At 65.6% G+C, this 20,696-nt stretch carries 17 protein-coding genes; 7 read left to right on the top strand and 10 right to left on the bottom strand.

Annotated elements, in window-relative coordinates:
- Nucleotide 1: 1 nt before the first annotated feature.
- The 4 genes from BMY35_RS32080 to BMY35_RS32095 form a co-directional block, all read right to left on the bottom strand.
- Nucleotides 2–1,723, bottom strand: a complete 1,722-nt coding sequence (locus BMY35_RS32080; RefSeq protein WP_093207278.1) for an HAD-IIIA family hydrolase — start codon at nt 1,721–1,723, stop codon at nt 2–4.
- Nucleotides 1,724–1,728: 5 nt separating this feature from the next.
- Nucleotides 1,729–3,165 (bottom strand): bifunctional D-glycero-beta-D-manno-heptose-7-phosphate kinase/D-glycero-beta-D-manno-heptose 1-phosphate adenylyltransferase HldE, encoded by a 1,437-nt coding sequence (hldE, locus tag BMY35_RS32085; protein ID WP_093207281.1) that lies wholly within the window; start codon nt 3,163–3,165, stop codon nt 1,729–1,731.
- A gap of 1 nt (nt 3,166) precedes the next feature.
- Nucleotides 3,167–4,141, bottom strand: a complete 975-nt coding sequence (gene rfaD / locus BMY35_RS32090; RefSeq protein WP_093207283.1) for an ADP-glyceromanno-heptose 6-epimerase — start codon at nt 4,139–4,141, stop codon at nt 3,167–3,169.
- 82 nt (nt 4,142–4,223) lie between these two features.
- Nucleotides 4,224–5,492, bottom strand: coding sequence for an FkbM family methyltransferase (locus tag BMY35_RS32095; protein ID WP_093207286.1), 1,269 nt, complete (start codon nt 5,490–5,492; stop codon nt 4,224–4,226).
- A 266-nt stretch (nt 5,493–5,758) separates the two neighbouring features.
- Between BMY35_RS32095 and BMY35_RS32100 the strand changes: the two genes are divergently transcribed.
- Nucleotides 5,759–7,846, top strand: a complete 2,088-nt coding sequence (locus tag BMY35_RS32100; RefSeq protein ID WP_256230218.1) for a glycosyltransferase family 4 protein — start codon at nt 5,759–5,761, stop codon at nt 7,844–7,846.
- A 37-nt stretch (nt 7,847–7,883) separates the two neighbouring features.
- Here BMY35_RS32100 and BMY35_RS32105 read toward each other — a convergent pair whose 3' ends face one another.
- Genes BMY35_RS32105 through BMY35_RS32115 form a run of 3 tightly spaced genes read right to left on the bottom strand, consistent with a single transcriptional unit; the run spans nt 7,884 to nt 10,807 of the window.
- On the bottom strand, nt 7,884–8,585 hold the full coding sequence (locus BMY35_RS32105) for an ABC transporter ATP-binding protein (protein WP_093207291.1): 702 nt from the start codon (nt 8,583–8,585) through the stop codon (nt 7,884–7,886).
- Between the two features lie 3 nt (nt 8,586–8,588).
- Nucleotides 8,589–9,392 carry an ABC transporter permease gene (locus BMY35_RS32110; RefSeq protein ID WP_093207293.1) on the bottom strand — a complete coding sequence of 268 codons (804 nt, stop codon included), beginning with the start codon at nt 9,390–9,392 and terminating at the stop codon, nt 8,589–8,591.
- Nucleotides 9,389–10,807, bottom strand: coding sequence for a mannose-1-phosphate guanylyltransferase/mannose-6-phosphate isomerase (locus tag BMY35_RS32115; protein WP_093207297.1), 1,419 nt, complete (start codon nt 10,805–10,807; stop codon nt 9,389–9,391). Before BMY35_RS32115 ends, BMY35_RS32110 begins: the two co-directional genes overlap by 4 nt.
- 203 nt (nt 10,808–11,010) lie before the next feature.
- Here BMY35_RS32115 and BMY35_RS32120 point away from each other — a divergent pair, with 203 nt between their 5' ends.
- Nucleotides 11,011–12,873: a glycosyltransferase family 2 protein gene (locus tag BMY35_RS32120; protein ID WP_256230221.1), complete on the top strand. Its 1,863-nt coding sequence runs from the start codon at nt 11,011–11,013 to the stop codon at nt 12,871–12,873.
- 10 nt (nt 12,874–12,883) lie between these two features.
- Entirely contained in the window at nt 12,884–13,867 is a 984-nt protein-coding gene (locus BMY35_RS32125; RefSeq protein ID WP_093207302.1) for a glycosyltransferase family 2 protein, read from the top strand.
- A gap of 22 nt (nt 13,868–13,889) precedes the next feature.
- Here BMY35_RS32125 and BMY35_RS32130 read toward each other — a convergent pair whose 3' ends face one another.
- Nucleotides 13,890–14,639 carry a glycosyltransferase family 2 protein gene (locus tag BMY35_RS32130; RefSeq protein WP_093207305.1) on the bottom strand — a complete coding sequence of 250 codons (750 nt, stop codon included), beginning with the start codon at nt 14,637–14,639 and terminating at the stop codon, nt 13,890–13,892.
- Nucleotides 14,640–14,684: 45 nt separating this feature from the next.
- Here BMY35_RS32130 and BMY35_RS32135 point away from each other — a divergent pair, with 45 nt between their 5' ends.
- The 4 genes from BMY35_RS32135 to BMY35_RS32155 all read left to right on the top strand — a co-directional run bounded on the left by BMY35_RS32135 (nt 14,685) and on the right by BMY35_RS32155 (nt 18,662).
- Nucleotides 14,685–15,782 (top strand): MraY family glycosyltransferase, encoded by a 1,098-nt coding sequence (locus BMY35_RS32135; RefSeq protein WP_093207307.1) that lies wholly within the window; start codon nt 14,685–14,687, stop codon nt 15,780–15,782.
- Nucleotides 15,783–15,970: 188 nt separating this feature from the next.
- Nucleotides 15,971–16,864: an acetylglutamate kinase gene (gene argB / locus BMY35_RS32145; protein WP_093207312.1), complete on the top strand. Its 894-nt coding sequence runs from the start codon at nt 15,971–15,973 to the stop codon at nt 16,862–16,864.
- Between the two features lie 69 nt (nt 16,865–16,933).
- Complete coding sequence (slmA, locus tag BMY35_RS32150; RefSeq protein WP_093207315.1) at nt 16,934–17,584, top strand: nucleoid occlusion factor SlmA; 651 nt, start codon at nt 16,934–16,936, stop codon at nt 17,582–17,584.
- Between the two features lie 184 nt (nt 17,585–17,768).
- Nucleotides 17,769–18,662 (top strand): DMT family transporter, encoded by an 894-nt coding sequence (locus BMY35_RS32155; protein ID WP_093207317.1) that lies wholly within the window; start codon nt 17,769–17,771, stop codon nt 18,660–18,662.
- A 14-nt stretch (nt 18,663–18,676) separates the two neighbouring features.
- On the opposite strand, the gene BMY35_RS32160 is transcribed toward BMY35_RS32155, so the two are convergent.
- Nucleotides 18,677–19,735 carry a malate/lactate/ureidoglycolate dehydrogenase gene (locus BMY35_RS32160; RefSeq protein WP_093207320.1) on the bottom strand — a complete coding sequence of 353 codons (1,059 nt, stop codon included), beginning with the start codon at nt 19,733–19,735 and terminating at the stop codon, nt 18,677–18,679.
- A gap of 3 nt (nt 19,736–19,738) precedes the next feature.
- A complete protein-coding gene (locus BMY35_RS32165) occupies nt 19,739–20,671 on the bottom strand; it encodes an SMP-30/gluconolactonase/LRE family protein (RefSeq protein WP_093207323.1) in 933 nt (310 codons plus the stop codon).
- Nucleotides 20,672–20,696: the final 25 nt, after the last annotated feature.

Genomic DNA, 20,696 nt, shown 5'->3' on the forward strand with positions numbered 1-20,696 from the left:
TCTACGATTGATTTGGTGTGACAGGTGTAGAGACCGAGGTACGGATTTTTTCCACCAGCGGTTGTGCGAATTCGAAAAGGTTCGCTCCCTTGAAAAGATGGCCTCGAACGCCCGCACGGGAGGCGGCAACGACATCCGATTCGTTGTCGCCGATCAGCAGCGAGTGGTTTAGGTCGATGTTCATGTCCAGCGCGGCGCGAAGGATCATCCCGGCATTCGGCTTGCGATCGAAGTGATCTTCATGCCGGTAGGCCGGAAGCTTTGCCTGGTCATGGAAAGGGCAGTGATACCAGGCATCGACGTGGGCACCTTTCTCCCGGAGGCGTGCCGCCATCCAGCGGTGCAAGTCCAGCACCTGTGCCTCACTCGCGTAGCCGCGTGCGACCCCCGATTGGTTCGACACCACGACGACCTTGTAGCCCTGGGACTGGGCGAGCCGAATGGCGTCGCCGGCCCCGTCCACGAACGTGATGTCTTCGGGCTTGCTCGGGTAGCGGGTGTCGATGTTGATCACGCCGTCGCGGTCAAGGAACAGCGCGGGTGCCTTGACCGGCGCGAATGCAGGCGGACTCTGCAGGATGCGGCCGAACACGCGCTCGCACTCCATGAGCGCGAAGACGAAGTGGTAGAGGCTGCTTGCGGGCACATCCACCGAAAGCGTTTGTCCATCGGCATCGACGCGGTCTCGCCACAGGCCCGAGGGGGTGACGGAGAGAAAGCCCGTGGATAGCGCTTTCAGGGCAACCGCTGCCTTTTCCCGCCACATGCCCGCATCTTCGGGCGCCGCCTCCGCCTCGGCGGCACAGGCCTTGAGGTATTCGCAGGTGCCCCAGGAGCGCCGGCTGCCTACCGGGACCCCGCTGAGAATGCCGACCCGCTCGACCGCAAAGCCTTCGGCATCGATACCTTCTCGCTCTGCTCGCGATAGCAGGAGTCGAACGTCGTCATCGACCTTGACGCCGCTCAGCATGGAGAACCGGCGCAGCAGCCACACCCATTCGAAATGGTGGCCAGGCTCGTACCAGTTGTCGGCAATGCCTTCGGCATTCCAGGCGTCGTCATGCTGTTCGGGCAATGCGGCCTGTGACCGCCAGAGCATGTGCCTGGAGAAGTTCGCGTGAAGTTCGCGGGCACGAGCCAGATCCTGGGGGCGGCCCGCGGATTCGTAGAGCGCCAGGCAGGCCTCCAGGAGATGCATCGTCGGGTTCTGGCGCAGGAAATCGTCAGGCCGCGGCAGTGCGTCGATGACGCCGCCCTTGCTGGCTGCCAGAGGGCCTTCGAGTACCGCGAACACCTCGTCGGCCAGAGCGAGATAGGACGGATCCGGCTTCAGCCGGTGGAGCCACGCAAGGGCGAAGACCAGAAATGCGAGAGTGTACGAATCGCACTTGCTGTCATGTATCTCGCCGCGGGCATCGATGGAAAACGCCCAGCGGTGGGGCAGTTCCTTTCGGTAGAAGCAGTGCTTTACCTGCCGCCATGTGCGTTCGATCAATACACGGTTGTCGCGCATGCCACGCAAGCTCAGCTGGGCCAGTACATACAGCTGGCGGCATTGCACCATCAGGCGTCGTGGCAGCTCTTCCAGCGGGCCTCCCGAAAAATCGAGTTTTTCGTGAAAGAGGCCGAACTTGTCGTCGTAGCCACGATCGACCCATAGCGGCAGTGCGTCGACGCTCAACCAGTTGCTGGCACGTGCGCGCAGCTCTTCGAAATTTTCCACCGGGGTTACGACTTTCGCGTCTTGTTGATCTCGTCGACGATCCTGGTCGTCGAATAGCCGTCGTGGAAGTCGAGCGCGAGCACTTGTCCGCCGCGCGCCGTCACTTCGCCGTAGCCGACGATGTCGGCGACGGGGTAGTCGCCTCCCTTCACGAGAACGTCAGGCAGCACGTACTGGATGGTTTCCAGGGGGGTTGGCGCGTCGAACTCCACGATGTAGTCCACCGATGCGAGACCGGCCAGAACTTCCGCGCGATGAGCGAAATGGTTGATCGGCCGGCTCGGCCCTTTCAGCTTGCGGACCGAATCATCCGAGTTCAGTCCGAGCACCAGGACATCGCCCAATGCGCGCGCGGCCTTCAACAGCCGGACGTGGCCTGGATGCAGGATGTCGAAGCAACCATTGGTGAACACGATTTTCTTGCCGTGCAGCCTGGGGTTGACCAGGGCGATCTTGAGCTGATCCTCGGTCAGCACCTTGGGGTGTTCGTGACTGAAGTCGTTGGCTTCCGCCTCGATCTCCTGCTCGCTGACGACATAGGTGCCGGGATGCGATACCGCGATGCCGGCCGCAACGTTGGCCCGGTGAACGGCATCCGAGATGGAGCGCTTGGCCGACAGTTCCGTGGCCAGAGCCGCCAGCACCGTGTCGCCCGCACCGGACACATCGAAGACATCGCGTGCCCGTGTAGGAACGAAATCCGTGCGGCCGCCCGCGCTGACGATGACCATGCCTTTCGCGCCACGAGTGATCACGAGGTGCTGCAGCTGCAGCGCATCGATAGCGGCGCTGGCCTTGGCCACCAGTTCCTGTTCGGAGCCGTAGGGGCCGAAGAGCCCGATGAACTCGTTGTTGTTCGGTTTCAGCAGATAGGCCCCGCGATAGAACGCCGGTGTGACCCGCTTGGGGTCGACCAGCGTCGGCACGCCTTGCCTGGCTGCTGCTTCGAGGAATTCCGGCAGCCGGTCCAGCGTGCCTTTTGCATAGTCCGAGAAGACCACCAGGTCATAGCTCTTCACTTGGCGTTCGAACTCCTCGAGCAACCGTTGCTGCGTTTGGCCCGTGGGCCGCACGTCCCGGTCGACACGCGCGATCTGCTGGGAGCCGACCACCAGGCGCGTCTTCTGCGTCGTACCGCCCTGGGGGTCTTTCACGAACAACGTGTTTACGTTGTAGCGCTGCAGGCAGGAATCGAGCTCCGTCGAGGCGCTGTCCTCGCCGACCACTGCCAGCAGGGTCGCGTCGCCACCCATCGCGGATATGTTGGCCGCCACGTTGGCGGCCCCACCCGGCCGGTTCTCTTCATGCTTGGCGGCCAGCACCGGAACCGGAGCCTCCGGTGAAATGCGCGACACCTCGCCGATCACGTAGCGATCGAGCATGATGTCGCCGACGACCAGGATGCGCGGCTTTGCGGGAGAGGAAGAAGAGGGCTGCTGCATATCAGGCGAACTTGTCGGGCGTGTTGAGATAGCCTTTCACGTAGTCGGCCACGCCCTCCTCGAGGGAGTAGAAGGCTTCGTCATAGCCGGCTGCGCGAAGCTTCTGCATCGCCGCCTGCGTGAAGTACTGGTACTTGCCGCGGAGGTTTTCCGGCATGGGCACGTACTGGATGTCGGGCTTGATGCCGCTGGCCGTGCCGACCGCTTCGATGAGATCGCGGAAAGACCGGGCCGAACCGGTGCCGAGGTTGTAGATGCCGCTCTGGCGTGCGCCTGCCATGAACCACGCCATGACCTTGCAGCAGTCCTTCACGTAGACGAAGTCGCGCAGTTGCTCGCCGTCCTTGTAGTCCGGGCGATGCGACTTGAAGAGGTGGATCGGCTCTCCGGCCATCACTCGCGAGTGGTTCTTCGCGACGATGCTCATCATGTCGGCCTTGTGATATTCGTTGGGGCCATACACGTTGAAGAACTTGAAGCCGGCCCAGCGGGGCGGCGCGATACCCTTGTCCTGCTGCCCGAGCGCCCAGCGGTCGAATGCCTGCTTCGACCAGCCATAGAGGTTCAGGGGACGAAGCGGGGCGATGTCCTGCGTGTCGTCGAAGCCCTGGTCGCCGTCTCCATAGGTCGCGGCCGATGATGCGTAGAAGAACGGCACTTGTCTGGCGGCGCACCAGTTCCAGAGGTTCATCGAGAACTGGATGTTGTTGCTTACGACTTCGTCGCCATCCGTCGCAGTGGTCGACGAGATCGCGCCCAGATGAAACACGGCTTCGACTGCACCCCTGCTCTTCTCGAGGAAGGCCTGGAAGTCCTGGGGGAAGACGAACTCCACGAAGCGATGCTTGGCGATGTTCTTCCACTTCTCGCCGGTACCGAGCCAGTCGACGATGACGATGTCGGTGTGACCCAGCTGGTTCAGGTGGGCGACGAGGTTCGATCCAATGAAGCCTGTCGCTCCGGTGACGATGATCATTTGCGGTACTCCGAGCGATGCGCTCTTTCTCTGTGACGAAGGGGAAGCTGTAGCAATACGGGAATCAGCGAGCGCGGCGCTCTCATTCGCTTCCGCTGGCCGCCTTCAGTGCCTGGTACACGGCGCGTGTGGCGGGTGACATGGTGGACAAGGCTTCCGCAGATATGGCGCCACCTTGCGGCGCGGCGGGCGGGGGCGCGAGCATGGCGCTCAGTCTCCGGCGCAGGGGCGGCGCCAGGTCGAGGATGGCCAGCAGGCCGCGCTTGAGTGTCGGGCGGCGCATCACGGCAAGAGCGCAGCGGCGCAGCACAGCCTTGATCCGGCGCTTGATGCCGCTGCCCAGCCTGCCCTCCCTGAGCGCGGATAGCAAGCGGCGGCACAATGTGCCCGCCGCGCGCAGGGGAGCCGTGACCTGCCAGGACGTGCTGTTCATGACGGCATCCAGCCGATGCTGGATCGTGCCGCGTTGCAACTCGGCCGATTGGAGCGCGGCCAATGCTGCCTGCACGTCGCGCCGCGCCTGCATCTCGGTCTCGTGCTGCCTGCGCTGCGACTCGGCGTGCGCCTCGAGAGCCTCGCCGCGCAGGATGCGGATCGTTTCGCCGAGCATGCTCGTTTCGGAACCATGGGATTCAAGCAGGCCCCGGCACAGTTCGGAACTGGCCAGACCGCTGAGGCGGACGCCATCGAACACATTGGGCGGAGATGAGAAGGCGTGCCTCAACTCCGGGTGCTCGGCAGCAAGGTAGAAGCGATTGAGGCCGTCGAAGTAGACGAATTCATAGCGCGCAGCCAGAAGGATGTCTTCGGCGCCCTGGTAGCGGACCTCGGTCGACATCGGCACGGTCGCCTCGATGACGATGATCCAGGGACGCAGCGTTTCGCTGTCCCAGCCGCGCAGTACAGCCTCTTCCAGCCCCTCGACGTCGATCTTGAGCCAGTGCACCGGCTGTCCTGCCAGCGAGGCGAACGCGGTGCTCATGGGCAGCATCGGCGTCGCAACGGTGCGGTGGGCGAGGCCATGCTGTGTGCGATGGCTGTCCGCGAACTCCTTGACGCCGGTGCTCAGACCGGTGTCCTCGAACACGTTGAGTTCGAGAATGCCCGCCTGATCCGACAGTGCCAATTGCAACACTGTTTCATCGGGGCGGTCGCGGCGCAGCATGTCCGCGTAACGGGGGACCGGCTCGACGTGGATGCCGCGCCAGCCATGTTCGTAGAACGCCTTGCTGACCGAATCGACGACCGGGTCCTGGGCGCCCACATCGATGTATCTCCCGGCAGGCACGTGCCCGAGTGCGCGCCAGAGCATGACGTCTTCGAAGTTCTGCGCGTATGAGATAAACGTCATCTGGTTGCTAACGAAAGTGCAAAGGGAACTGGCCGCCACAATCGTGGCCGTTCTCTGGGAAGCATGCACTCGGAAAGGTGGATGTTTCGCATTTTACGAGGTGAGAATGCGCATTCTTGGGCATCATCTCCCAAGCGGATACCCACGATCCGGAAGAATTTACGGTTGCTAGTGAAAGTAAATAACAAATGACAGGGCTAGATTCGCTGCGCCGAAACGCGCGAAGGGTTCCCAAGGCAGCTTTTTGGCTGATGACACCGTGGCGCATGCCTGAGCGAATCCGCTTTCTGCGGGAGCGGGCCGCGATGCAGGAGCGGGCAAGGTTGCTGGATGGCCTGATCGAGAGGGAGCGCTCGCGCCTGGAGTCCCTGGCGCAGGGGAACGTGTCTGCCGCCATGCCGCTGCTGGATTTGTGCAGCGACTCCGCATTGTCCGAAGCGGCGGGTCTGCCGCTGCCATCGATTCTTGGCGCCCCGGCCGATTCCCGGGCAGTCGACGACAGGTGGGCCGCGGCACGTTTCTGCATGTCCCTGTTGCGCGGCCGTAAGGACTTGTATGCGAGGTTTCCCTATGCTTTGTCGGCAGCGGCCGACAAAAATGCCTTCCTGGCGTGGCTTCAAAGCGACGAAGGTGCGCAGAGTACCGGGCTGACACCCGCTTCGCAGGTGCATGTCGTCGGACTCTTTTCCGGCGATTTTGCCGCGCGGGCGCGGCAGGCGTTCATGGCCGATCCACGTATCAGGCAGGTCTTGCCTCACGGGCTGACCCCCGCCGGCCAGCGCGGCCTGTTCGGATGGTTCATGCAGCATGTATGGAGCGAGGCCGAGACTCACCTGCGGCGCGAGGAAGTTCTCTGGCTCTTCATGCAGGCGGCCGAGAACCCGAGGATGGAACTGGCGCGGGCCTATGAATTCACGCCCGATTGGCAGCGGAGGTTTCCCGATGCGTTGACTGTCTTCGGGTGGCCCGAATTTGCGTCGTGGTTCGTCCGCCACTATGGCGCCGATGCGCGCTGGGTCGATGTTGCCGTCGCTCCGGAGTGGCATGAGCCGGCGTTGCAGCTACGTATCGGTTACGGCGCACGAGGCGCATGGTCGACCAGGTATCCGCTGGCGCTTTCGGATGTTGGTCAGGCGCGCGCACTGATCGGTTGGCTGGGTTCCCCCGAGGGGGATGCCGGCCTGAGTGCCACGGCGCGCCAGTGGTGCCAGGCTTTGGATCTGCCGGCAGTGGCGTCGGAGTTGCTCAAGCCGGGCGTGAACATCATCGGCCATTTCTGCTATCCCTCGGGCCTTCGGGTGTCGGTCGAGTCGATCGCGGAGGCGCTGGGGCAGGCCGGCGTGGACACGTCGCTGCGCGACCTGCGGACCGATGCGAAGGACGATCCGCATCATGTCGACTTCGGCGGTTCCGAAGTGCACGACGTCACCGTCATTCATACGCAGCCCGACCCCTTCTTCCCGGAGGCCTACGCAAGGTCCGACCTCGCCGAGCGCATGCCCCGCACCTACAGGATCGCCTATTGGTATTGGGAGTTCGACTCCATCCCCGACGCGTGGGTCGATTGCGCGAAACAGGTCGACGAGGTGTGGACCGCGACGGAGTTCATCGCACGCGGCTTGCGCGAGCGGTTGCCCATCCCGGTTCGCACCTTGTTCCCCGGCGTGCGGCTGACTCCGTTCGAGGTGCGAAAGCGCAGCGATTTCGGCCTGGACGAGGATCGCTACACCTTCCTGTTCACGTTCCACATGATGAGTGTCATGGAGCGCAAGAACCCGCTGGGGCTGATCCGAGCTTTCAGGGCCGCCTTCCGCAAGGACGACAAGGTCTCGCTGGTCCTCAAGACTTCGTTCGGCGACCGGCACCCGGCGGAATTGCAGAAGCTGCGCGATGCTGCTGCCGGCTCGAACATCACGGTCATCGACCAGGTGTTCAGCCCCGACGAAGTACTTTCGCTCATGAATGCCTGCGACGCCTACGTGTCGCTGCATCGCAGCGAGGGCCTCGGCCTCACGATGGCCGAGGCCATGCTCATGGGCAAGCCCGTGATCGCCACCAACTTCTCGGGCAATGTCGACTTCATGGATGACGGCAACAGCCTGCTGGTGCCGTACGAGCTCGTGAAGCTCGGCAAGCCCATTCCTCCGTACGACGCCGACCTGGAGTGGGCGGAGCCGTCGGTGGAGCATGCCGCGCAGCTCATGCGCCGTGTGTACGACGATCAGGCGTGGGCGCGCGAGATTGGCGCTCGTGCCAAGGCAAGTGCCGAGGCCAATCTGTCCCTGGAAGCCGCGGGACGGAGGATCAGGGCTCGCCTCGAAGAGATCGAGGCGTTGCGGCGACAGGGACGCTGAGCCGGGCCGGTGTGTTGCCGGCCAAGTCAGATGATGATTACTGCTCGACGATCCGCCCGTGCTCGAGGTGGATCACCCGGTTGCACTCCTTGGCGATGAGCTCCGGCGAGTGCGATGCAAGCACCAGGATGCCGGACTTCGAAACCACGTCCCGCATTCGCTTCTCGGCCTTCTCGGTGAACTCGGCATCGCCCACCGACAGCCATTCATCCATGAGCAGGATGTCGGCCTCGACGCTCGTCGAGATCGAGAACGCGAGGCGCATCATCATGCCGGTCGAGTAGGTGCGCACCGGCATGTTCACGTATTCGCCCAGGCCGCTGAATTCGCAGATGTCGGGCGTGAGGCGGTCGATTTCCTTCTTGCTCATGCCCATCACGAGGCCGCGCAGCATGATGTTTTCCACGCCCGTGGCGTCCATTTCGATGCCCAGCGAAGGGTCGATCAGGCTGGCCACCGTGCCTTGGCGCGCGAATTCGCCCGACGACGGCTCGTAGACCCCGGCAAGCGTGCGCAGCAGGGTCGACTTGCCCGCACCGTTGTGGCCGACCAGCCCGAGCCGGTCTCCGCTCTTCAGTTCGATGTTGATGCCGCTGAGCGCCTGCACCACCGTCACGCCGGTTTCCTTGCCGAAGCGGCCACCGGTCACCGAGGCCGCGAGCGTCTTCTTGAGCGAGTTCGCGCCGGCTCCGTAGATCGGGAAGTTGACGGCTACGTTCTTGAGTGAGATGAATGCCATGTATCAGAGCCAGTAGACGACGCGGCGGCGGTACTTCGAGAACACGAAGACGGCAAGAATCAGGCACAGCGCCGTCCAGAACAGGATGCCGATCCAACTGTGTATGTGCGCGGTGCCGCCCATCAGAGGCGTGCGAAGCAGGTCCAGCATCTGCGCGAAGGGGTTCCACAGCACGTACTTGGCGCGGCCGGGGAGGTTCTCGGGCAGCCAGAAGACAGGCGTGAGGAACATCAGCATCTGCATCACGCTGGTGATGATCTGGGTGACGTCGCGGTAGCGCGTGCAGATCAACCCCAGCAGCAGACCGAGCGCATGCGCATTGAAGATCAGGACGGCGAAGGCCGGCAGGACCAGCAGCACGGACCACGACAGCGAGACGCCGGCCCAGATCGCCACGGGGATGTAGAGCACGATCTGGTGGGCGAACTGGATCAGGTTGCGCGCCAGGCTGCGCCAGACGAACAGGCTGATCGGGAAGTAGCCCTGCTTGAGGTAGTTGGACGAACCGATGAAGGCATTGCAGGCGTCGGTCACGATGCTGGAGAAGAATCCCCAGAAGATGATGCCCAGCGCGAGGTGGGGGAAGAAGCGGGACAGCTCGGTCCCGAACAGGGAGCTGTACAGCGGTCCCATGCCGGCGATCATCACGCCCATGCTGAGGGTGAGCCACATCGGCCCGAGCATGGAGCGGCGATAGCGCAAGACGATGTCGAACCAGGCGAGGGTCCACCAGATGTCTGTGCGGCGGGTGCCCTGCCACCAGTCGGAAAGGGCGCTTCGATGAAGATTGGAGTGGACTTGACTCATGTACGGCCGTAGGTGTCTGCGAGACGGACGATGTCGTCTTCGCCCAGGTAGCCACCGCACTGCACCTCGATGAGCACCAGCTCTTCGTCGCCGGTGTTGGTCAGGCGGTGTTTTTCCCCGAGGGGAATGTAGCGATATTGGCCAGGGGAGGTCTTGTGCTCGACTTCTCCGATCTGCACGATACCCTGGCCCTGCACCACGACCCAGTGCTCGGCGCGCTGATGATGGTATTGCAACGACAGCGCCTCGCCCGGACGCACCGTGATGCGCTTGACCTTGTAGCCGTCTTCTTCCTTGAGCGAGGCGTAGGTTCCCCAGGGGCGATGGACCACCGGTGGGAGATGCACCGTCTCATGCTTGCGGGCCTTGAGCACGTCCACCACTTTCTTGACCTTTTGCGCGCTGTTCTTGTGGAGTACCAGCAGCGCATCGGGCGTGTCGACGATCACGAGGTCATGGACACCGATGGTGGCAACGACCTTCGGCCCATAGCTTTCGACCTGGACGTGCGTGCCCGTCGTGTCGAGTGCGACGACGTCGTCGGGGAGGGTGTTGCCGCTGGCGTCGGGCGTCAGCGCGTTGGACACGGCGGGCCAGGAGCCCACGTCGCTCCAGCTGAACTTCGCGGGCACCACGTGGACGTTCGAAGCGTGTTCCAGAACCGCGTAGTCGATGCTGATGTCCGGCTGAAGGCCGAATGCATGCAGGTCGAAGTTGATGGAGTTGGCGGAAGCCCTGGACTTGTCCAGTGCATGCCTCGCCGCCCTGATCACGTCCGGGGCGTGCTTTTCGAGCGCCGCGATGATGGTGTCGGCCGTGAAGGCGAACATGCCGCTGTTCCAGTAGTAGCGGCCCGTGGCCAGGTACTTCTGCGCGGTCTCGAGGTCGGGCTTCTCCACGAAGCGCTTGACCTCCTGGCTTTCGCGGGAGACGTTTTCGACTTCGATGTAGCCGAAGCCGGTGTCCGGGCTGGTCGGACTCACGCCGAACACGACGAGGTTGCCTTCCTGCGCCAGGCGGAAGGCTTCCGTTGCGCTGGCCACGAAAGCGTGCACGTCAGGCACAAGGTGGTCGGCCGACAGCACCAGCATCACGGTGTCGCCACTGAATTGGCGGGCGCACTGCAGCGCAGCCAGGGCGATGGCCGGGCCGGTGTTGCGGCCCTTCGGCTCGAGCAGGAAGGTCGTCTCCGGCGGGTCGCTCATCTGCTGGAGCACGTCGCGGGTCAGGAACAGGTGGTCCTTGTTGGTCACGACCATCAGGTCGCCCGTACCGCAGGCCTGGCCTCGCTCGATGGCTTGTTGAAGCAGCGTGGAGTCGCCGATCTTCATGAATGGCTTGGGAAAGGCTTGGCGCGAAGCAGGCCAGAGCCTGGAGCCGGCGCCTCCCGAGAGCACCACTGAGAGCAGCCTCATTCTTTTCCTTTTGCTTTGTAACTCGCGAATTTTACGGGTAGCCCCGTGGCCCTGTTTCCGGGGCGAAACAGCCCGGACCGGCCGGTTCGCCGGGTGGTTGCGAAGATAATCGCCTCCCGCATGGCCGCGACGCTTTGTCCTGGTGCCGCCCGGCTCGCCGGTATTTCTCTCACACGCCGCGCCCCACGGTGCTCGATTCCTCTATGAAATCTGTCTATCGATTCATCCTCGGCCTGGCCGGACTCTGGCAAGGACCCGGAATGATGGGGCGCGTGCAGCGGGCATGGCGAATGTTCAACAAGTCGGGCTGGCCAGGCATCCGCTGGGAGCTGGGGCGGCGCTTCGGCGGCTACAACGACTACACGAAGTGGGTGCAGCGCTACGACACCCTGACGCCCGAGCTGCGCGAGAAGATCGCCCAGCGCGTCGCCGCCATGAAGGACCGGCCGCTGATTTCGGTCGTGATGCCCACCTACAACCCCAAACCGGCCTGGCTGCGCGAGGCCATCGAGTCGGTGCGCAGCCAGATCTACCCGAACTGGGAGCTCTGCATCGCGGACGACGCCTCGCCGTCGGCCGAGGTGCGCGAAATTCTCAAGTCGTACAGCGAGAGCGATCCGCGCATCAAGGTCGTATTCCGTCCGAAGAACGGCCATATCTCGGCGGCCTCCAACAGCGCGCTCGAACTCGTCTCCGGTCCTTGGGTCGCCCTCATGGACCACGACGACCTGCTGCCGGCCCATGCGCTCTTCTGGGTTGCCGACTGCATCGCGGCCCATCCTGACGTGAAGCTGATCTACTCGGACGAGGACAAGGTCGACGAAGGCGGCCACCGTTTCGGGCCCTACTTCAAGTCGGACTGGAACGTCGATCTCTTCCGCTCGCAGAACATGTTCAGCCACCTGGGCGTGCTCTCGACCGAACTGATGCGCTCCGTCGACGGCTTCCGCGTGGGCATGGAGGGCTCGCAGGACTGGGATCTCGTGCTGCGCTGCATGGAGCGTGTCGAACCGGGCCAGATTCGTCACATTCCGCGCGTCCTGTATCACTGGCGCGTGCACGTCGAAAGCACCGCCAAGTCGATGAATGCCAAGCCCTACGCCGCCATCGCGGGCGAGCGGGCGTTGAACGAGCATTTCGAGCGCACCGGCGTGCGAGCCACGGCCGAGCACCTCGATTTCGGCTACCGGGTGCATTACGCCTTGCCCGATGTCTTACCGTTGGTTTCCGTGATCATCCCGACGCGCAACGCGCTGCAGCTCACGCGGCAGTGCGTCCAGTCGATCCTGGAGAAGACCAGCTACTCGAACTACGAAATCATCATCGTCGACAACGGCTCCGACGATCCCGACACGCTGGCCTGGTTCAAGCGCATCGCCGCCGAGAAGCCCAATGTCCGCGTGCTGCGCGACGACCGCGACTTCAACTACGCGGCGCTGAACAACGGCGCGGTGAGGGTGGCCAACGGCGAGCTCGTGGCGCTGGTCAACAACGACATCGAGGTCATCACGCCCGACTGGCTGAGCGAGATGGTGAGCCTTGCGCTGCAGCCGGGCGTGGGCGCCGTGGGCGCACGGCTGTGGTTCCCGAACAGGACGCTCCAGCATGCAGGCGTGATCCTCGGCGTGGGTGGCATTGCCGCCCATTCGCACCGTCGCATGCCGATGGGCCGCGAAGGCTATGCCGGCCGCGCGGCGCTGATCCAGTCGCTCTCGGCAGTCACGGCGGCCTGTCTCGTGATCCGCAAGAGCCACTACCTCGAGGTGGGCGGTCTCGACGAGGTGCACCTGAAGGAGTCGTTCAACGACATCGACTTCTGCCTGCGGCTTCGCGAAGCGGGCCTGCGCAACGTCTGGACGCCCTATGCCGAGCTGTTCCATCACGAGTCCGCGACCCGTGCCAAGGATGTCTCGCCGCAGAAGCAGGCGCAGTTCCAGGAAGAGGCTGCCTACATGCACAAGCGCTGGGGCGACTTGATCCAGAACGATCCCGCCTACAGCCCCAACCTCATGCTGGCCCGCGAAGACTTCAGCTACGCCTGGCCGCCCCGCGTGGCGCCTGTCTGATCGGGACAGGATGGCACTCGAAGTCTCCGTCGCGCTGTGCACCCGCAACGGGGCGCGCTATCTCCCCGAGCAAATCCGGAGCATCTGCGCGCAGACGCCTTTGCCGCGGGAGATCGTGATGTCCGACGACGGCTCCACCGACGGCACGCTCGCCGTGGTGCGCGACACGCTCGCCCAGTGCGGCATGTCCGACCGCATCGCGCTGCGGGTGTTCAGCAACTCTCCGCCGCTGGGCGTCACGCGCAATTTCGAGCAGGCTGTGCGCGCCTGCAGCCACGACCTCATCGCGTTGTGCGACCAGGACGACGCCTGGCATCCGGGCCGGCTGGCGCGCATGGTGGCGCAGTTCGAGGCGCGGCCCGATCTGCTGCTGCTGCATACCGACGCGCGCCTCGTCGATGGCGACCTGAAGCCGCTGGGCTCCACGCTCTTCCACGCGCTCGAGGTGCGGCCCGCCGAGCTGGAGGCCATCGCGAGCGGCGAGGCCTTCGGCGTGCTGCTGAGGCGCAACCTCGTGACGGGCGCGACGACGATGTTCCGCAAGACATTGCTCGATGCGGCGCTGCCGTTCGCGCCCGAGTGGGTGCACGACGAGTGGCTCGCCGCGGTGGCCGCGGCCACCGGCCGCATGGATGTGCTCCCCGAACCGACCATCGACTACCGCCAGCACGGCAACAACCAGATCGGCGCGCGGCGGCTGACGTTGTCCGAGAAGGTGGCGAAGGCCTTTGTGGCGCGGGGCGACAAGCACGTGGCGCGGCTGCGCCGGGCCGAGGCACTGCTGCAGCGCCTGGAGCAGCTCGGTGGGCGGGTGCGGGCAGGTCGCCTGGATGCGCAGCGCGACAAGGTCGCGCATCAGCGGTTCCGGGCCGGATTGCCGGCGGCGCGTCCGCTGCGCCTGCTGCCGATCCTTCTGGAGGCCGCGCGCGGCCGCTATGAACGCTTTGGCCGCGGCAAGCAGGCCATCGTGCAGGACGTCTTTGAGCGCGGCTGACCGTCCCCGCTGAACGGGCTGGCTAGCGGCCTTGCAGCCGCAGGTACCGCCAGAACGAGGCAGACAGCCACACCTTCAGCAGGCTGGTCACGTGCCAGTACAGGTATTTCCTGCTCCGATGGCTCTCGCGCTGCGCGTCGTGCCGGGCGAGCAGGTTCTCGCCCACCTGCAGCTTCCAGCCCGCGAGCCGGGTGCGGGCGCAGATGTCGAAGTCCTCGCCGTACATGAAGAACTTCTCGTCGAAGCCGCCGACCTGCCGGTAGGCCTCGCTGCGAAACAGCATGAACAGGCCTGGAATCCAGGCCGGCACCGTCGGCCGCACGTAGCCGGGCTTCTTTCTTCCTACGATTTCCAGTGGCGTGAGCAGCGCTCGATGAGGCTCCGGCTCGGTCTTGCCGGGCTCCAGGATGCGCGGCGTCAGCAGGCCGGCGTCGGCCGCAGCCTGTGCGAGCAGCGGCGACAGCACGTCGTTGTCGAAGCGGATGTCCGGGTTCAGCACCAGGAACCAGTCCGTGTCGCAGCGCTCGAAGGCCTGGTTGTGATTGGCGCCGAAGCCCTTGGGGCTTGCGTTCTCGATCCGCTCCACCTCGAAACCCCAGCTGCGGCCGGCAAGCACGTCGGCCTCGGGAATGTTCAATGTAAGCAAAACCTTGTCGATGACGGCGCGGCTGTGCCTGTCCAGCTGCTCCAGCAGCGGCAGCACCAGCGCGAGCTGGCCGTGGCTCACGATCGAAATGGTGACGGGGTGGCGGGAGGAGGGGGGCGTGGGCATGGTCTAATTTCGCCCGGGAATTCTAGGGTTCCCCAACCCCCACACATGATTGCTCTGATCGTCATCAGTTTCTTCGTCGCCGCCTTCTCGGTCCAGGTGTTCATGCGACGTGCGCGGCGGCATGCCCGCCTCTACGGCGCCGACATGCCCCAGCGCTTCCACAAGGGCCACGTGCCGCGCCTGGGTGGTGCGGGCATCCTGCTGGGCATGGGGGCGGCCTGGCTGGCCGCCGGCATCACCGGCACCGATCCGTTCAATGTCTCGTGGCCGGTCACGACCTCGATGCTCACGCTGGTGTGCATCCTGCCGGCGGTGCTGGGCGGCATCGTCGAAGACGTCACCCAGCGCGTGAAGGTGCGCTACCGGCTGGGCCTGACCATCGGTTCGGCGCTGCTGGTGTGCTGGCTGCTGGGTCTGGGCGTGGCGCGCACCGGCTTCGAGACGGTCGACGGCTGGCTGGCGATGGTGCCCTATGCCACCGTGCTGTTCGCGGCGCTTGCCATCGGCGGCCTGCCGCATGCCTTCAACATCATCGACGGCTACAACGGGCTCGCGGGCACCGTGGCCGTGCTGGTCTGCCTGGCGATCTCCCACGTGGCGCTGCAGGTCGGCGACCGGCAGCTCGCGGCCATGGTGATCTGCCTGGTCGGCGCCACCTTCGGCTTCCTGGTGTGGAACTACCCGCGCGGCAAGATCTTCGCCGGCGACGGCGGCGCCTACGTCTGGGGCATGGTGATCGCCGTGGCCTGCGTGACGCTGGTGCAGCGCCACCGCGTGGTGTCGCCCTGGTTCCCGATGCTGCTGCTGATCTACCCGGTGTGGGAGACGCTGTTCTCCATCTACCGCAAGCTGGCGCGCGGCCAGTCGCCCGGTACCGCCGACGCGCTGCATTTCCACCAGCTGATCTTCCGCCGCATCGTGCGCGTGGCCTTCGCGGACGACGAGGCCCGGCAGCTGCTGGCGCGCAACAACCGCACCTCGCCGTATCTCTGGATGTTCGCGGCCCTGTCGGTGGTGCCGGCGGTGCTGTTCTGGAACAACACCATCGTGCTGATGTTCTTCTGCCTGCTGTTCGTCACCACCTACGTGGGCGCCTATCTGATGATCGTGCGCTTCAAGGTCCCTCGCTGGCTGCGGCCATGAACAGGCACACCCCCAGGCTTCGCGCACTTCGTGTCGCTGCGCCAACCCCCTTGCAGGGGGCAACACCGGTGGCCCGGCAAAGCCGGTTCCACGGTGTTTCCCGCGAAGTCAGTCAGTCGGCTGTCACCGGGATTGCGCGAGAATTTGAGCTTCACCTGATCGTCCACCGCTTTGGAGCCTGACCGCCCATGACCGACCCCGTCCTCAACATTCCCCCGCGCGACAAGGCCGAGATCCTGGCCCAGGCGCTGCCGTACATCCGCAAGTTCCACGGCAAGACCATCGTCATCAAGTACGGCGGCAACGCCATGACCGACCCCGCGCTGCAGGCCGACTTCGCCGAAGACGTGGTGCTGCTCAAGCTGGTTGGCATGAATCCGGTGGTGGTGCACGGCGGTGGTCCGCAGATCGAGGCGGCACTCAACCGCCTGGGCAAGAAGGGCAGTTTCATCCAGGGCATGCGCGTGACCGACGCCGAGACCATGGAAGTCGTCGAATGGGTGCTGGCTGGCGAGGTGCAGCAGGACATCGTGGGCCTGATCAACCAGGCCGGCGGCAAGGCCGTGGGCCTGACCGGTCGCGACGGCGGCCTGATCCGCGCTCAGAAGCTCAAGATGGCCGACCGCAACGATCCCAACCTGCACCATGACGTGGGCCAGGTCGGCGACATCGTCTCCATCGACCCCAGCGTGGTCAAGGCGCTGCAGGACGACGCCTTCATCCCGGTGGTCAGCCCGATCGGCTTCGGCGAGGAGAACGAGAGCTACAACATCAACGCCGACGTCGTCGCCGGCAAGCTCGCCACCGTGCTCAAGGCCGAGAAGCTCATGCTCCTGACCAACACGCCCGGTGTGCTCGACAAGGACGGCAAGCTGCTCACCAACCTCAGCGCCCGCGAAATCGACGACCTGTTCGCCGACGGCACCATCTCCGGCGGCATGCTGCCGAAGATCGAAGGCGCGCTCGATGCGGCCAAGAGCGGCGTGAACGCGGTGCACATCATCGACGGCCGCGTGCCGCACGCGATGCTGCTGGAAATCCTGACCGACCAGGCTTACGGGACGATGATCCGCGCCCGCTGACGGGCCGGGTGGGCGCGTGCTTACTGCGCTGTGCGAGAATCAATTGATTACATCTTTGCACGCGCTCCCATGCAGAACGAAGAGACGACAGGTGCTTCCGGCGTAGACACGCCGACGGAAACGTCCACCCCTCCGGTGCGCAAGCGCCCGAAGCCGGGAGAGCGGCGCGTGCAGATCCTGCAGGCGCTGGCCGCGATGCTCGAGCAGCCCGGTGCCGAGCGCGTGACCACTGCCGCGCTGGCGGCCCGGCTCGAGGTGAGCGAAGCCGCGCTGTATCGTCATTTCGCGAGCAAGGCCCAGATGTTCGAGGGGCTGATCGACTTCATCGAGCAGAGCGTCTTCACGCTGGTCAACCAGATCCTCGAGCGCGAGGGCGCCACCGGCGCCCAGCAGGCCGCCAAGATCCTCACGCTGCTCGTGCAGTTCGCCGAGCGCAATCCCGGCATGACCCGCGTCATGGTGGGCGATGCGCTGGTCTACGAGAACGAGCGCCTGCAGCAGCGCATGAACCAGTTCTTCGACAAGATCGAAGCCACGCTGCGCCAGGTGCTGCGCGGCGCGGCAGCGGCCGACGGCTCGGCCACGCCCAGCGTCGACGCGCAGGTTCGCGCTGCGGCGCTCACGGCCTTCGTGGTGGGGCAGCTGCAGCGCTTCGCGCGCTCGGGCTTCCGCCGTGCGCCGTCCGAGCACCTCGAAGCGACGATCGCGCTGATCGTCTGAGGGTACCCAGCACGGGGGCCGACCGGCTCGCCTCAAGCCTTCCAGCGGCGTAGCATCATCCACAGCCCTTGCCGCCGGACTCCGGTGGCGAGCCTGTGTTTGCGCAGTTTCCTCCACGGAGGGCGCATGAGCCACGGCACGGTCGGTGATCTGGTGGAGCCCCGCTTGTCGCGGGTGTCCGGGCATGCCCGGTGACGATGCACGCGACAGCCTGCGGCCGACGCTGCAGACATTCCTCCTCACGGCGCTCGCGATGCTGGCCTTCGCCGCCAATTCGCTGCTGTGCAGGCTCGCCTTGCAGCACCGGGGCATCGACGCGGCGACCTTCGGCAGCGTCCGGCTCGTGGCGGGAGCGCTCGTGCTGGGGCTCATCGTGCGGTTCAGGACGCAGCCTCCGGTCTCGCCCGCCCGCGTCGACTGGCTGGCGGCCGTCATGCTGTTCGGCTACGTCGCGTTCTTCTCCTTTGCCTACCTCAGCCTGCCGGCGGGCACGGGTGCGCTGATCCTGTTCGGCGCGGTCCAGCTGACGATGTTCGGCGTAGGCCTGCGCTCCGGCGGCGAGCGCTTCGGGGCGCTCGCGTGGTTCGGCTTCGTGCTGGCGGCCGGCGGGCTGGTCTATCTCGTGTCCCCGGGCGTTGCCGCGCCGCCGCTTCTGGGGGCCGTGCTGATGGCCGTCGCGGGCGTTGCGTGGGGCGTGTATTCCCTGCGCGGCCGTGGCGTGGCCGATCCGCTGGCCGCCACGGCGCGCAACTTCACGCGGGCCGTGCCGCTCGCCCTTGCGCTCAGCCTGGTGTTCGCGGCCAGCGCCCGCGCGGATGCGGCCGGCATCTTGCTCGCCGTGATTTCCGGCGCGCTGACCTCGGGCCTCGGCTATGCCGTCTGGTATGCGGCGCTGAGCCGCCTGAGCGCGATGCGCGCTGCCACCGTGCAGTTGTCGGTTCCTCTCCTGGCGGCGTTCGGCGGCGTGCTGTTCCTGTCGGAGGCGATCACGCCGCGGCTGGCGGCGGCCTCCGTGGCGATCCTGGGCGGCATCGCGCTCGTGCTCAGCCAGAAGTCGCGAAGCGTCGCCCGCAGGTAGCTGGTGTCAGGGCCTCAGGCGACAGCCACGCCCACCTTAGCGCCTGCCGCGACGATCTCACCCCACGTCGCATCGTCCACCCAGATCCCGTCCTTGCGCCGCGCCACGCGCGCCTTGCGCTCCGGCTCGCCCGCGATCTGCACTTCGTCGAAGCCCTGGCCGGGCGGGCTCTGCCGCAGCCAGCCGACGAATTCCCGCGCTTCCTCGTCGAAGGACTTCTGCGTGCCCAGCCGCGCCGGATCGATCAGCACCGTGAGCATGCCGTTGAGCACCGTGCGCGCCGTATCCGCCGGCCGGTGCCAGGTGCCGCCGCCGGTGAGCGCGCCGCCGAGCAGCTCGCAGGCCACCGCCATGCCGTAGCCCTTGTGCTCGCCGAAGGTCATGAGCGCGCCGAAGAGGCCGTTGCCCTGAGGCACCACGACCACGCCCGGGTCGTTGGTCGGCGCGCCGTTCTCGTCGATCAGGTAGCCGTCGGGCACGCGCTCGCCCTTGTTGTGCGCCACGCGCATCTTTCCCTGCGCCACGCGGCTGGTCGCGTAGTCGAGCACGAAGGGCTCCGCGCCCGCGAGCGGGATGCCGATGCAGCACGGGTTGGTGCCGAAGCGCCCGTCGCCGCCGCCCCAGGGCGCGACCACCGGGCGCGACAGCACGTTGACGAAGTGCATCGCCACCAGCCCCTGCGCCGTCGCCATCTCCGCGAAGTGCCCGATGCGCCCCAGGTGATGCGCATGCGCCAGCGTGAAGATGCAGCTGCCGTGCTGCTTCGCCCGCGCGATGCCCAGTTCCATTGCCTGCACGCCGACTATCTGCCCGTAGCCGTGCTGGCCGTCCAGGCCCATCAGCGTGCCGATGTCGAGGTTCACGCGCACCGCGGCGTTCGGCTTCAGCCCGCCTTCTGCCACCGCGTCGACGTACCGCGGCAGCATGCCCACGCCGTGCGAGTCGTGGCCGCTCAGGTTGGCCAGCACCAGGTTGGCCGCCACCTGTTGCGCCTCGGCGGGCGAGCTGCCGGCGGCTTCGAGGATGCGGGCGACGTTGGCCTGCAGCTCGTCTGCATTCAGTGTTCTGGACATGGATCAGGCTCCTTTCGCGTTCAGCGTAATGGCGTAGAGCGACGTGGTCGCGCAGATGAAGAGGCGGTTGCGCTTGGGGCCGCCGAAGCACACGTTGGCGACGCGCTCGGGCAGCAGGATCTTGCCCAGCAGCGTGCCGTCGGGGTGGTAGGCGTGCACGCCGTCGAGCGCGCTGGTCCAGATGCGGCCTTCGGTGTCGAGGCGGAAGCCGTCGAACAGGCCGCTGGTGCATTCGGCGAACACCTCGCCGCCGCTCAGGCTGCGGCCATCGGCGCCCACCTTGAACTTGCGGATGTGCCGCGGACCGTCCGGCGCATGGCTCGCGCCCGTGTCGGCTATGTACAGCAGCGACTCGTCGGGCGAGAAGGCCAGCCCGTTCGGCTTCACGAAGTCGTCGGCCATGAGCTCGACTTCGCCGCTTTGCGGGTCGATGCGATAGACATGGCAGGCGCCGATCTCGCTGTCCGCCTTCAGGCCTTCGTAGTCGGAGAGGATGCCGTAGCTCGGGTCGGTGAACCACACGGCGCCGTCCGAATGCACCACCACGTCGTTGGGCGAGTTGAGCCGCTTGCCCCTCCAGTGCGAGGCCAGCACGGTGATCGTGCCGTCGTGCTCGGTGCGCGTCACGCGCCGCGTGAGGTGCTCGCAGCTGACGAGCCGGCCTTCGCGATCGACCGTGTTGCCGTTCGTGTTGTTCGACGGCTCGCGGAAGGTGCCCACCGTGCCGTTGACCTCGTCGAAGCGCAGCATGCGGTTGTTCGGAATGTCCGACCACACCAGCGTGCGGTGCGCCGCGAACCACGCGGGGCCCTCGCACCAGCGCGCGCCGGTCCACAGGCGTTGCACGCGCTCGGGGCCCGGAATGCAGCCCTTGAAACGCGGGTCCAGTTGCTCGAAGCCCGTGCCTTCCAGGAAGCCGAAGGGGAGAGTCGCCATACCGTTCCTCGTCGTTGATGGGTTC

Source organism: Variovorax sp. YR750 (genome assembly GCF_900109805.1).
GTDB lineage: Bacteria > Pseudomonadota > Gammaproteobacteria > Burkholderiales > Burkholderiaceae_C > Variovorax > Variovorax gossypii.

Excerpts from the sequence above, each read along its gene's own strand:
- hldE (WP_093207281.1), bottom strand. The coding sequence starts at position 3,165 with ATGCAGCAGCCCTCTTCTTCCTCTCCCGCAAAGCCGCGCATCCTGGTC.
- rfaD (WP_093207283.1), bottom strand. The coding sequence starts at position 4,141 with ATGATCATCGTCACCGGAGCGACAGGCTTCATTGGATCGAACCTCGTC.
- BMY35_RS32095 (WP_093207286.1), bottom strand. The coding sequence starts at position 5,492 with ATGACGTTTATCTCATACGCGCAGAACTTCGAAGACGTCATGCTCTGG.
- BMY35_RS32100 (WP_256230218.1), top strand. The coding sequence starts at position 5,759 with ATGCCTGAGCGAATCCGCTTTCTGCGGGAGCGGGCCGCGATGCAGGAG.
- BMY35_RS32105 (WP_093207291.1), bottom strand. The coding sequence starts at position 8,585 with ATGGCATTCATCTCACTCAAGAACGTAGCCGTCAACTTCCCGATCTAC.
- BMY35_RS32110 (WP_093207293.1), bottom strand. The coding sequence starts at position 9,392 with ATGAGTCAAGTCCACTCCAATCTTCATCGAAGCGCCCTTTCCGACTGG.
- BMY35_RS32115 (WP_093207297.1), bottom strand. The coding sequence starts at position 10,807 with ATGAGGCTGCTCTCAGTGGTGCTCTCGGGAGGCGCCGGCTCCAGGCTC.
- BMY35_RS32120 (WP_256230221.1), top strand. The coding sequence starts at position 11,011 with ATGAAATCTGTCTATCGATTCATCCTCGGCCTGGCCGGACTCTGGCAA.
- BMY35_RS32125 (WP_093207302.1), top strand. The coding sequence starts at position 12,884 with ATGGCACTCGAAGTCTCCGTCGCGCTGTGCACCCGCAACGGGGCGCGC.
- BMY35_RS32130 (WP_093207305.1), bottom strand. The coding sequence starts at position 14,639 with ATGCCCACGCCCCCCTCCTCCCGCCACCCCGTCACCATTTCGATCGTG.
- BMY35_RS32135 (WP_093207307.1), top strand. The coding sequence starts at position 14,685 with ATGATTGCTCTGATCGTCATCAGTTTCTTCGTCGCCGCCTTCTCGGTC.
- argB (WP_093207312.1), top strand. The coding sequence starts at position 15,971 with ATGACCGACCCCGTCCTCAACATTCCCCCGCGCGACAAGGCCGAGATC.
- slmA (WP_093207315.1), top strand. The coding sequence starts at position 16,934 with ATGCAGAACGAAGAGACGACAGGTGCTTCCGGCGTAGACACGCCGACG.
- BMY35_RS32155 (WP_093207317.1), top strand. The coding sequence starts at position 17,769 with ATGCCCGGTGACGATGCACGCGACAGCCTGCGGCCGACGCTGCAGACA.
- BMY35_RS32160 (WP_093207320.1), bottom strand. The coding sequence starts at position 19,735 with ATGTCCAGAACACTGAATGCAGACGAGCTGCAGGCCAACGTCGCCCGC.
- BMY35_RS32165 (WP_093207323.1), bottom strand. The coding sequence starts at position 20,671 with ATGGCGACTCTCCCCTTCGGCTTCCTGGAAGGCACGGGCTTCGAGCAA.